Here is a 12,350-nt window from a genome sequence, read left to right on the forward strand (position 1 = left end):
TATTAATTTTTGCTACATATGCAGCAGAGGATGATGATCTTCTGCTGCAATTGCAGCAAACAGGCCTTTTACCCCTCTCGTCGCCGCTTCCGCGCCAGGATACTCTGGCCGCAGACGCTATTCCGCAGGAGTGAAGCATGCAAAACCCCGCCCCTATACTGATTGACCCGGCCTCTATTGCCTTTCAGAGCGTGCTGGACAGGCTGGCCCCGACCGATGCCACGGTGCTGATCGTCGGCGAAACCGGCACCGGTAAAGAGGTGGTGGCGCGCTATCTGCATCATCACAGCGCGCGGCGCGGCGAGCCTTTTCTGGCGGTAAACTGCGGGGCGCTGACCGAAACCCTGGCGGAATCAGAGCTGTTTGGTCACGAAAAAGGCGCGTTTACCGGCGCGGCGGAGCGCCACCAGGGCTGGTTTGAGGCGGCGGAAGGGGGAACCCTGCTGCTGGATGAAATCGGTGAACTGAGCCTGCCGCTTCAGGTGAAGCTGCTGAGGGTGCTCCAGGAGCGTGAAGTCACCCGGGTGGGTTCGCGCCGCCCGGTGAAGGTTAACGTGCGGGTGATTGCCGCCACCCACGTCGATCTGGCGCAGGCGATCCGCGAACGCCGCTTCAGGGAGGACCTCTATTATCGTCTGAACGTCGCAGCGGTGACCCTGCCGCCGCTGCGCCAGCGCCGCGAGGATATTCCCCTGCTGGCGGATCATTTCCTCAAGGTATATGCCACCCGACTCGGGCGGCCACAACTGCGGCTGGCGGAGGATACCGTCGCCACGCTGATGGATTATCCGTGGCCGGGCAATATCCGCGAGCTGGAAAATACCCTGCACAATGCCGTGCTGCTCAGCCGCGAGGCGGTGATCGCGCCGCAGCACCTGCGGCTTAACCCGGTGGCGCTGGACCCGCAACCCGCCAGCGAACTGGCGCTGGATCGCTTTCTGCGCCAGCAGCTGAGCGTTGACAGCGGGCAGATTTACCAGCGGGTGCTGGATTCGCTGGTGCGTAATGCATTTGAACTGAGCGACGGTAACCAGCTGCAAACCGCCGCACTGCTGGGCGTCAGCCGCAATACGCTGCGGACGCATCTCGGCCATCTGGGGCTGATCAAGGCGCGGCGCAGTGCCGCACGCGGCCTGCGTTTCGATGCCGCTCCAGCCGCGCCGCAGGAACGCGAACTGCGCATCGGTTATCAGAAATTCGGCAATCTCGGCATTCTTAAAGCGCGGCAAAGCCTTGAAGCGGAGTTTGCCAGCCGGGGGATCAGCGTACTGTGGAGTGAATTTCCCGCCGGGCCACAGCTGCTGCATGCGCTGACCCATCATGAGATTGATTTCGGCACCACCGGCGAAGTTCCCCCGGTGTTCGCCCAGGCCAGCGGCAGCCCGCTGCTTTACGTGGCCTGGGAACCGGCCGCGCCGCAGAGCGTGGCGCTGATGGTGGCTAACGACAGCCCGATCCGCACGATTGCCGATCTGCGCGGTAAGCGCATTGCGGTGAACAAAGGTTCCAACGTGCACTATCTGCTGGTGCAGATGCTGGATGAGGCGGATATGAGCCTGGCCGATGTGCGGGTGGTTTACGCGCCGCCGAAATATCCGCTGACGCCAAGCGATCATCACGCGGTGGATGCCTGGATGATGTGGGACCCGCTGCTCAGCGCGGCGGAATATGACGGACAGCTGCGGGTGGTCGGCGACGGGCGAGGCCGGGTAAACAATCATCAGTTTTACCTCACCCACCGCGATTTCGCCGCGCACTCTGCCGATCTGCTGCATACGCTACTGGCGGCGCTGGAGCAAACCGGGCGCTATATTGACGGTAATCGCAAGGAGGCCAGCGCACTGCTGGCAACGGAACTGGGCCTGGCACCTCAGGCGCTGTCGGACGCGCTGGTGCGGCGCAGCCATCAGACTAAACGCATGGATCTGGCGGTGATCCGCGAACAGCAGACCATCGCCGACCGCTTTTATGCACTGGGATTGTTGCCTCGCGCGGTGAAGGTGCGCGAGGCGTTATGGCACGATTAGTGACAGCGTCACATTTTAAGGGTATTTAGCGTACCCGGCGCTGGCTGTGGAACAGTGCCACCGCGCTGAACAGGGCCAGCAACATCAGATAATAGCTCGGTGCCAGGCTGCTGCCGGTCAGGCTAATCAGCAGGGTACAGATCAGTGGCGCAAAGCCGCCAAACACCGTCACCGCCACGTTATAGCTGATGGCCATGCCGCTGGCGCGGGTGGTCATTGGGAACAGATCGGCCATCATCGACGGTACCGTTGAGAAGTAGACCGATTTCAGCAGCGCCATCCAGCCGACCAGCAGGATCAGCGTGGTCGGACTGGTGTGATTCACCACCAGCAGGAACGCCGGATAAATGGTTACCGCCAGCATAATCAGCGAGCCCCACATCAGCGGCAGGCGCCCGACTTTTTCCGCCCACAGCCCCATCAGCGGCGTCACCACCGTCAGAATAATCCCGGCCACCAGCGTAGCGGTAAACGCCGTCGATCCCGGCAGATGCAGGTTTTTGGTGGCGTAGGTCGGCACGTAGTTGAGCATGTAGTTCACGCCGGTGGAGATCACCATCATCCCCATCGCCAGCAGCAGCAGGTTTTTCTGCTGGCCCATCAGCGTTTTCAGCGGCGCGGCGTGTTTTTCCTGGCTGACGAAGCTGGCCGGTTCGTGCACGTGGCGGCGAATATACAGCCCCACCGGACCAATCAGCAGGCCGAAGGCGAACGGAATACGCCAGCCCCACTCCTGGATCTGCGCTTCGGTCAGCCAGGCCGTCAGCCCCAGACCAAAGGCAGACGCCATCAGCGTACTGGCTCCCTGGGTGGCGAACTGCCAGCTGGCGATAAACGCGCGGCGCTCCGGGAAATGCTCAACCAGAAACGCGGTGGAGCTGCCGAACTCACCGCCTGCGGAGAAGCCCTGAATCAGCCTTGCCAGCAGGATCATAATCGGTGCAATCACCCCGATACTGCTGTAGGTCGGCATCACGGTGATGATGAGCCCGCCGACCATCATCAGCATAATCGACAGCAGCAGCGCCTTCTTGCGCCCGACGCGGTCGGCGTAGGCACCCAGCACAATTGCCCCGAGCGGGCGGATCAGAAACGACACGCCGAAACTGCCGAAGGTCAGCAGCAGCGATACAGAGGGATCTTCGGTTGGGAAAAACGCATGGGCGATATAGCTGGCGAAGAAACCGTAAACCGCGATATCAAACCACTCCAGCGCGTTACCGACGCAGGTGGCAAACAGGGTTTTATACAGATTTGGCTTGACCGCCGCAGGTGTCTGAACGGTGGTACTCATTTTGCACCTCCCTGCGCACGATGGGCCTGATGGCGTGCCAGCAGTGCGCTTCCCTGTTCCCCCAGATCCCAGAACAGCCGGGTCATCATCTGTAATCCCTCGCGCGCGATGGACTTCAACATGTGCTCATCCACCGCGTGCTGGCCGCAGGCCGGATAGGAGTGCGGCACCCACAGCGTAGGCAGGCCGAGGATATCGGCAAAGACATCATTCGGCAGCGAACCGCCCAGGTTCGGCAGCAGCGCCGGTTTTTTGCCGCTGGTTTCCGCCATCAGCGCCAGAGCCCAGCCGACCAGCGGGTCGGTCGGATCAAGCCGGGTGGCCGGGGAACCGCGCAGCACTTCAACTTCAACCTGCGGGAAACCGTGGCGATCCAGATGCTCGCGCAGGTGCTCGCCGATGTGCTGCCAGTCGGTATCCACCACAAAGCGCAGCTGGCACACCGCCGTGGCGCTGCCGGGAATGGCGTTCATCGGCCGCGCCGGGTTACCGGTCAGGAAGCTGAGCACCTCCAGCGTATTCCAGCCGTACAGCCGCTCGGTTGGCGTCAGCCCCGCTTCACCCCAGGCGGGATCGATAGCCGGGCCGTCGCCTTCACCCACGGTAATATCATCGAGAATAGCCTTCACCGCCGCGCTGATGGCCGGGGGTTTTAACGCGGCCACCTGCAGCTGACCGTGCTGATTGACCAGGCAGGCCAGCGCATTCGCCAACTGGGTGCCGGGATTGGTCAGCAGGCCGCCCCAGTTGCCCGAGTGGTAGTCGCGGTCGCGGGCGTGAATGCTCAGGCGGAAGTTCACCGCCCCGCGCGAACCGAGGAACAGCGTCGGGCGTTCCGCGTTCAGGCGTGGGCCGTCGGAGGCGATAAAGATATCGGCGGCTAACTCGGCCTGGCGATCCCGGCACAGCTGCGCCAAGCCGGGGGAGCTGACTTCCTCCCCCATTTCAAACAGGAACTTGCAGTTAAAGCCCAGCAAACCGCGCGCGGCAATCACCTGCTCCAGCGCGGCGATATTCACCGAGTGCTGGCCTTTATTATCGGCGCTGCCTCGACCGTACCAGCGGTCGCCCTCTTCCACCAGCTGCCACGGGTCCAGCCCGCTGCGCCAGTTTTCATCGTCACCGAACACCACGTCGCCGTGGCCGTAGCACAGCACGGTGGGCAGCGCGGGGTCTTCAATACGCGTCGCCAGCAGGAACGGACGCGCCGGTGCCTGCGGGTTCGGCAGCTGCTGGCAGGTAAACCCCAGCCCCTGCATCGCCGGGATCATCTCTTCGTCATAATAGCGCTGGATAATCTCATCGCGATCGTCGCGCTGGCTTTCACTGCGTATCGCCACGCGCTTCGCCAGCACGCGCTTAAACTCCCCGCTGTCAAAATACGCCGTCGCGCGGGCTACTGCCTGTTCAGCTGTCATAGACTTTTTCCGTAGTTATGTGTTGGTTTGCGTTTTAACGATCTCTTTCACGGATCGATGTTGTTATCAGTCCATCTAAGCTAATATTCAGCTTTGCCACAATTATCAAAATAACAAACGAGACTTGCTTTAAAAGCAATGCTCATCTGCACCATCACCGATCGCGCACCGTTAAAGGGCACCGCTATGCACAGCACTGAAATTCGCTATTTTCTGGCCGTTGCCAGCAGCGGCTCGCTAAGCGCCGCCAGCCAGCAGCTGTTCGTCGCCGTTTCCGCTATCAGTCGCCAGATCCAGCGGCTGGAGGCCAGAGTCGGCGCACCGCTGTTTGAGCGCCATGCGCGCGGCATGGTGCTGAACGACGCCGGGCAAATATTTGAGAACCACGTGCGGAAAAGCATGATGGACATGGAACACGCCATTGCGGAGATTAAGGGGCTGAAGGCGGTGCGGCGCATCGCGCTGCGTGTGGCCTGTACCGACGGCATGGCGTTTAGCCTGCTGCCGGTGCTGTTTACTGAGTTTCGTCAGCTGCATCCGGGAGTCAGCTTTCATCTGACGGTGGGCAGCGCGCTGGAAGTGGCGGAAGTGATTCGTCGTGGCGAATGCGACGTCGCCTTTCAGTTCAGCCTACACCCGGAGCGCGGCGTGGATGTGGTGGCCGCCTGGTCTGCACCGGTGCTGCTGGTGATGCAGCAAAATCACCCGCTGGCACATCAGCGGATTCAACTGTCCGACCTGCTGGCCTGGCCGCTGGCGCTGCCGGATGCGGGCACTACGGTACGTCAGCTTTTCGATCTCTCCTGCCGGATGAGCGGCACCTTTGTGGAACCCACTCTGACCTGTAATAACTTCAGCACGCTTTACTCCTTCCTGCTGAGCACGCCGCAGGCCATCACCATCTGCAGCCAGTTTACGGTGATGTACCAGGCCGAAGAACAGGGCCTGGTACTGAAGTCGCTCGGCAGCGAACAGCTCAGTCAGCGCTCGCTACAGGTGCAAACCGCGATTGGCCGCCCGCACTCCGCCGCGCTGGCGCTGTTCCTGGAATTCGCCCAGCATGAGCTGAAGCAGCAGGATGAACGCATAAGAACGCGTTACGACTTTTAGCGATTATTTAATATCTACCGGATAGAAAATATGTTTGCCGAACGGATCAACTTCATAGCCGCTGACCTCTTTGCGCACCGGCTCAAAGATCGTTGAGTGAGCAATCATCACCGCCGGGGCCTGATCGTGCATAATCTGCTGCGCTTCGCGGTACATCTCCACGCGTTTTTCGTGGTTCTGCTCGGCGCGGGCTTTGGTAATCAGCTGGTCAAACGGTTGATAGCACCATTTTGACGAGTTCGAACCGCCGTTAGCCGAGGTGCAGCTAAACAGCGGGCCGAAGAAGTTATCCGGGTCGCCGGTGGCGGTAGTCCAGCCCATCAGTGCCGCCTGATGCTCGCCGTTTTTCACCCGTTTAAGGTATTCGCCCCACTCAAAGGTGACGATAGTGGCTTTGATGCCGATCTTCTGCCAGTCCGCCTGAATCATCTCCGCCATACGTTTAGCATTCGGATTATACGGGCGCTGAACCGGCATCGCCCACAGCTCAACGGCGGTGCCCGGCGCGATACCCGCTTCTTTTAGCAGCGTTTTCGCCTTTTCCGGATCGTATGCGTAATCCTGCATATCTTCGGCGGCGCTCCACACGCCCGGCGGCAGCAGGTTTTTCGCAGCGGTGCCGGTCCCCTGGAAGACTGCCTCAATAATCGCCGGTTTGTTGATCGCCAGCGTCAGCGCCTGGCGCACTTTGACGTTATCCATCGGCGCTTTCTGGGTGTTGAATGCAAGGAACCCGGTATTCAGCCCGGCCTTTTGCTCCAGGGTGATATTCGGGTTTTCACCCAGTCGCTTGAGGTCAGCAGGATTGGGGAACGGCATCACCTGGCACTCGTTCTTCTCCAGCTTGGCGGCGCGCACTGAGGCATCCGGCACGATGCTGAAGACCAGCCGGTCAAGCTTCGCCTTGCCCTGCCAGTATTCCGGGAAGGCGCGGTAGAGAATGCGCGAGTCCTTCTGATACTGCACCAGCTCGAACGGACCGGTGCCGATCGGCACACTGTCCACCTTCTCCGGCGTACCGGCTTTCAGCATCGCGTCGGCATATTCGGCAGAGAGAATCGAGGCAAAGTACCAGGCCAGATCGGCGAGGAACGGCGCTTCGGCATGAGCAAGCGTAAAGCGCACGATGTGGTCGTCCACTTTCTCGATATTTTTCAGCAGCGAACCAAACTCCAGGCTTTCGAAGTTAGCATAGGTGCCGTTAGAGACATTGTGATAGGGGTTGGCTGGATCTTTCTGGCGCATAAACGAGAAGATCACATCATCGGCGTTAAAATCGCGCGTGGGTTTAAACGTTTTGTTGCTCTGAAACTTGACGCCCTTGCGCAGATGGAAGGTGTACACCGTGCCGTCTTCAGAGATATCCCAGCTTTCCGCCAGGCTTGGGATCAGTTCGGTGGTGCCCGGCGTAAAGTCTACCAGCCGGTTGTAAACCGGCACCGCGCTGGCATCCACGCTGGTGCCGGAAGTGTAGAGCTGCGGGTTAAAGTTTTCCGGCGATCCTTCAGAACAGTACACCAGTGTTTTTGCCGATGCCGCAGAGGCCATTGAGAGTGCCAGCGCCGTTAACAGCGTGCCCAGTACCGCTTTCTTCATCTCCATCCTCGCTTTTTATTTGACATTGTCAGGGGGTGGTGCGTAAAACCAGAGAGTATCTGAGTGATAAATATGACATAAATACAGCGATATGCTGAGCAACGATTAAGGAATCCTGATGACTGACTCCCTCGCGCAGAAGCTGACCGACCGTTTTTACCGCTATCTGGCGGTCACCAGCCAGAGCGATGCCGCCGCCACCATCCTGCCCAGTACGCCCGAACAGCACGACATGGCCCGGCTGCTGGCGGAAGAGCTGACCCAGCTGGGTTTGCAGGATGTGGTAATCGATGAATTTGCCACTGTGACCGCCGTCAGGCCGGGCAATACGCCGGGCGCACCGAAAATCGGCTTCATAACCCATATCGATACCGTCGACGTTGGCCTGTCGCCGCATATTCATCCGCAGACGCTGCGTTTTGAGGGTAAAGATCTGTGCCTGAATAAGGAGCAGGACATCTGGCTGCGCACCGCCGAGCACCCGGAAATCAACGCCTATCTCGGCCAGGAGATTATTTTCAGCGACGGCACCTCGGTGCTGGGCGCGGACAACAAAGCCGCCGTTACGGTGGCAATGACGCTGCTGGAACATCTGCCTGCCGATGCCCCGGTTGGCGATATCGTGATGGCTTTTGTGCCGGATGAAGAGATCGGCCTGCGCGGCGCAAAGGCGCTGGATCTGGAATCCCGCTTTAAGGTGGATTTTGCCTATACCATTGACTGCTGCGAGCTGGGCGAAGTGGTATACGAGAACTTTAACGCCGCGGCGGCGGAGATCCGCCTGACCGGCGTGACCGCGCACCCGATGTCCGGCAAGGGTGTGCTGGTCAACCCGCTGCTGATGGCGTGGGATTTTATCGGCCACTTCGATCGCCAGCAGACGCCGGAGCATACCGAGGGCCGCGAAGGCTACACCTGGTTTAACGATATGCATGCCAACGCCAGCGAAGCGGTGCTGAAGGCATCCATTCGCGATTTCGACCTGGCAAGCTTCGCCGGGCGCAAGCAGCAGATCTACGATGTGGCGGAGATTATTCGTAAAAGCTATCCGACCGGGCGCGTTGAGGTGAGCATCAGCGATACCTACAGCAATATCAGCAACGCCATTGGTGAAGATCGCCTGCCCATCGATCTGATTTTTGCGGCGCTGGAGGAGATTGGCGTAGAGCCGAAGGTGATCCCGATGCGCGGCGGCACCGACGGCGCGGCGCTGTCGGCGAAAGGTCTGCTGACGCCGAATTTCTTTACCGGCGCGCATAATTTCCATTCTAAGTTTGAGTTTCTGCCAATTCCCTCTTTTGTGAAGTCCTACGAGCTGGCGGAGAAAATCTGCCTGCTGGCGGCACGTCCTTTCGTTAAGTAACCGGTTAGCGGGCAGGCTCTGCCCGCTTCTGTATCAATGACCCGCCGCCCGGCGCGGCTGTCAGTCACCGATTTTCATGCTGTCATTCCTCGTAAACGTATACGCGCAGGCGGTGACCGTCCGGGTCGCTGCAGGTAAAGGTGTAGCCGAAGTCCATTTCGCTCGGCTGCTGGAGGATTTCCGCGCCGTGCTGCTGCCACAGGTGGCAGCAGGCATCCACTTCTGCGCGGCTTCCGAGGGTGAAGACCAGTTCCGACTGGCTTGGGCCTTTGGTTGCCGGCGGTTGGGTGTCGTCGATTGCCCACAGTCCCAGGCGGCCGGTTTGCAGGACGAACATGTAGTAGATGTCCTCTGTTACCACCGGTTCGGTCTGGAACAGGCGCTGGTAGAAATCGGCGCTTTTTTTCGGGTTTTCGACGTAGAGGATGGTGTAATTGAGTGCGTTCATGGTGATTTCCTTACATTTCGTGGGTTGGTTTGATGTCGGGAAGGATAGCGTTGGGGGGTGACAGTTTCTGTCAGTAGGGATGAGCTGGGTGTGTTGCCTGCGAGTTGGGTGCTGGCACTGGTCGGTTGGGTAAGTTGCCTGCGGGTTGGTTGCTGACGCTGGTGGCTTGGATATGTTGCCTGTGAGTTTAGTGTCCACGCTGGTGGGCGGGTGTCTTCCTGCCGGGCCGGTCCTCGCGCAGCTTCGCTGTGCCTTCTCTTCGTTCGTCAGCCTCACGGACCGCCGCAGACGCGCGTCCTGCGCGGCTGCGTCTTTTGCCCACGTCCGTGTGGGCAAATCCGGGCTTCCTTTCTGCGTTCAGCGCTGCGGATGGCCCTTCAGTAAGCCACCTGCCCGCCTGCTTTGCTGAATAAGTGTCAGTTGGCTGGAAATGAAAAAAATCGCAATTCAGTAATTCAGTAATTCAGTAATTCAGTAATTCAGTAATTCAGTAATTCAGGCATCGACATCTGGTGAAAAGAAAGCACTCTTTATATTGAAGCCTTGCAGATAGGTTTTGCGGGAAAAAACCGGTTAATTACAGAATTGATATGTCCAGGACTTGGGAATATACCAACGATCACGATGTTTAAAATAGCGAGCAGATTGCCCAAAGGGGGACGGCCTCTGCTGCTGCGTAAGGGCATCTGCAGCGCTGAGGTGGAGCCATTGAGCCAGGAGACGGCAACAGGGATGTTGGCGTCAGGCCGGGTTTGAACAGGGATGTTCAATCCTGGCCGGTCCGACCGGCGCAATGGCGTAACCGAGGGCACCGCAACGCGGCGCGAGGACCGCCCTGGAGCAGCAGCAGAGGCTGGGCACCGACCACCAATGTAACCGCAACGATTAGCAGAAAGCCGATTCGAAAAGACAAAGTTACATGACAGGAATTTAAAACAGCGAGCAGATTGCTCATAGGCTGCTCGCCGATCGTCAGTATCACCGCAACAAGCAACTGAGGTTGAATTTCATCGCAAAAAAAACCGCCATCCCGAAGGATAACGGCCAGATAAATGCTCACGCTCCGGCATCTCGCAAAGCGGCATGCCGGAGGTTTTATGGGCTTACTTCACAGAAACATCAATACCCGGGAAATACTTCGCAGCCAGCTTGGTGATCGTACCGTCGGTCTGCACCTTGGTAATCGCCGCATCCAGCTCGCCCTTCAGCTTGGTATCGTCCTTACGCAGACCGAAACCAATACCGGTGCCAAGAATCGTATCGTCCTCAACCGCTTTGCCGATAAAACCGAATCCTTTGCCCTGCGGCTTATCGAGGAAACCAGACTGGCCCGCCGCAGACATCACCAGCGTACCGTCCAGACGACCGGCAACCATATCGTTATAAACCTGGTTCTGATCCTGATAGGAGGTTACGGTCACGCCCTTCGGCTCCCAGTGCTGCTTGGCGTAAGTTTCCTGAATAGAACCCTGCAGAACGCCGATGCTCTTACCCTTCAGTGCTTCAGCGGTCGCATCCTTCAGGCCTGCATCGGTTTTACCCACCAGCATGCTTGGAATACGGTAGATAGGCTTGGTGAAGCCGATGCTCTTTGCACGCGCTTCGGTAATATTCATCGCCGAGTTGATGGCGTCGAACTTCTTCGCCGACAATGCCGGGATCAGCGCATCAAAACTGCTCTCCACCCAGCTGCACTTAAAGTTACCGGCCTGGCAAATCGCGTTGCCCAGATCGATATCAAACCCTTCAAGCTGACCGGACGCGTTGCGGCTTTCAAACGGCGGATACTGAGATTCCAGACCGTAGCGCAGCGTTTCCTGCGCCAGCGCGGAGACGGATGTCAGCAGGCCAATTGCCACAAACAGCGCATTCAATTTCTTCATTCACTTCCCCTTATGATTTTGATTAGCGAGGCTTGACCTGGCAGAGCGCGCGTGCGCCAGCCTGCAAGGTGGCTTCGTCTTTTGCGAAAGAGAGACGGATCAGTTTATTGTCGGTTCCATCGGTATAAAACGCCGACAGTGGGATAGTTGCCACACCGTAATCAACGATGAGACGTTGTACCATTTCACTGTCCGTTTCGTCACTGAAATCCGCATAGCTGGCCAGCATAAAGAACGATCCGGCGGACGGCAGCAGAGTAAACGGCGAATCCTTCAGCAGCGAAGCCATCAAATCGCGTTTTTGCTGATAAAACGCCCCTAACCCGAGATAGTTTTCCGGCTGTTGCAGATAGTCGGCAAACGCTACCTGCATCGGCGTATCGGCAGAGAACATCATAAACTGATGCACTTTCACCACTTCTTCCATCAGCTCTGCCGGAGCCAGCAGATAACCTACTCGCCAGCCGGTAACGTGGAAGGTTTTACCGAAGGAGGAGACAATCACGCTGCGCTGCGCCAGTTCGGGATGCGTCGCCATGCCGTTATGTTTGCGGCCATCAAACAGAATATGCTCATAAACTTCGTCGGACAGCACCACGATATCGGTGTTGCGGGTCAGCGCGGCAAGGCGGTCAAGATCCTCACGGCTCAGCACCTGTGAACTTGGGTTGTGCGGCGTATTGATGATAATCATCCGGGTGCGCGAGGTGATCGCCGCGCTAACTTCATCCCAGTTAATGGCGAAATCCGGGACCTGAAGCTTCAGACCGATCGGGGTGGCTCCCTGCAGGCGAACGATAGGCGCATAGCTGTCGAAAGCCGGTTCGAAGAAGATCACTTCATCGCCCGGATGCACCAGCCCGGCAATCGCCGAGTACAGCCCTTCGCTGGCGCTGGCGGTAATCAGCACTTCGCTGGCAACATCATATTTTTGGCCGTAAAGCGTTTCGACTTTCTCCGCCAGAATTTGCTTCAGCGCCGTGACGCCGGTCATCGGCGCATACTGGTTATGGCCCTGCTGCATTGCCCTGCTGACGCCCGCCACCAGTGCCGGGTCGCAGGGGAAGTTTGGCGCGCCCTGCGAAAGGTTAATCGCCTTATGCTGCGCGGAAAGCTGGCCGATCACCGTGAAAATGGTGGTGCCGACGTCGGGTAATTTTGAGCGCTGCTGCACCGAAGAGGTGATAGTCATGGAAGCTCCAGTCAGAGGA

The 12,350-nt window shown here is 58.6% G+C and carries 9 protein-coding genes; 3 read left to right on the top strand and 6 right to left on the bottom strand.

What is annotated here, in order from left to right:
• Positions 1 to 137: 137 nt before the first annotated feature.
• Positions 138 to 2,027, top strand: coding sequence for a sigma-54-dependent Fis family transcriptional regulator (locus IBT46_RS18955; RefSeq protein WP_200546918.1), 1,890 nt, complete (start codon positions 138 to 140; stop codon positions 2,025 to 2,027).
• 25 nt (positions 2,028 to 2,052) lie between these two features.
• Here the strand turns inward: IBT46_RS18955 and IBT46_RS18960 are convergent, their stop codons facing one another.
• Together IBT46_RS18960 and IBT46_RS18965 are read right to left on the bottom strand one after the other, a co-directional pair.
• Entirely contained in the window at positions 2,053 to 3,321 is a 1,269-nt protein-coding gene (locus tag IBT46_RS18960; RefSeq protein WP_200546919.1) for an MFS transporter, read from the bottom strand.
• Complete coding sequence (locus IBT46_RS18965) at positions 3,318 to 4,739, bottom strand: M20 family metallopeptidase (RefSeq protein ID WP_200546920.1); 1,422 nt, start codon at positions 4,737 to 4,739, stop codon at positions 3,318 to 3,320. The genes IBT46_RS18960 and IBT46_RS18965 overlap by 4 nt, the downstream gene beginning before the upstream one ends.
• 186 nt (positions 4,740 to 4,925) lie before the next feature.
• On the opposite strand from IBT46_RS18965, the gene IBT46_RS18970 reads away from it, so the two are divergent.
• Entirely contained in the window at positions 4,926 to 5,849 is a 924-nt protein-coding gene (locus IBT46_RS18970; RefSeq protein WP_200546921.1) for a LysR family transcriptional regulator, read from the top strand.
• A gap of 3 nt (positions 5,850 to 5,852) precedes the next feature.
• Here IBT46_RS18970 and IBT46_RS18975 read toward each other — a convergent pair whose 3' ends face one another.
• A complete protein-coding gene (locus IBT46_RS18975) occupies positions 5,853 to 7,445 on the bottom strand; it encodes an ABC transporter substrate-binding protein (protein WP_200546922.1) in 1,593 nt (530 codons plus the stop codon).
• Positions 7,446 to 7,563: 118 nt separating this feature from the next.
• Here IBT46_RS18975 and pepT point away from each other — a divergent pair, with 118 nt between their 5' ends.
• Positions 7,564 to 8,808 carry a peptidase T gene (pepT, locus tag IBT46_RS18980; protein ID WP_200546923.1) on the top strand — a complete coding sequence of 415 codons (1,245 nt, stop codon included), beginning with the start codon at positions 7,564 to 7,566 and terminating at the stop codon, positions 8,806 to 8,808.
• 82 nt (positions 8,809 to 8,890) lie between these two features.
• On the opposite strand, the gene IBT46_RS18985 is transcribed toward pepT, so the two are convergent.
• From IBT46_RS18985 to IBT46_RS18995, 3 genes are all read right to left on the bottom strand, one after another.
• Entirely contained in the window at positions 8,891 to 9,256 is a 366-nt protein-coding gene (locus tag IBT46_RS18985) for a VOC family protein (RefSeq protein ID WP_200546924.1), read from the bottom strand.
• A 1,103-nt stretch (positions 9,257 to 10,359) separates the two neighbouring features.
• On the bottom strand, positions 10,360 to 11,139 hold the full coding sequence (locus IBT46_RS18990) for a transporter substrate-binding domain-containing protein (protein WP_200546925.1): 780 nt from the start codon (positions 11,137 to 11,139) through the stop codon (positions 10,360 to 10,362).
• A gap of 22 nt (positions 11,140 to 11,161) precedes the next feature.
• Positions 11,162 to 12,331, bottom strand: a complete 1,170-nt coding sequence (locus IBT46_RS18995) for a methionine aminotransferase (protein ID WP_105594640.1) — start codon at positions 12,329 to 12,331, stop codon at positions 11,162 to 11,164.
• Positions 12,332 to 12,350 lie beyond the last annotated feature (19 nt).

The sequence above is a fragment of the Erwinia sp. S38 genome, from assembly GCF_016624545.1.
GTDB classification, from domain to species: Bacteria; Pseudomonadota; Gammaproteobacteria; order Enterobacterales; family Enterobacteriaceae; genus Erwinia; species Erwinia coffeiphila.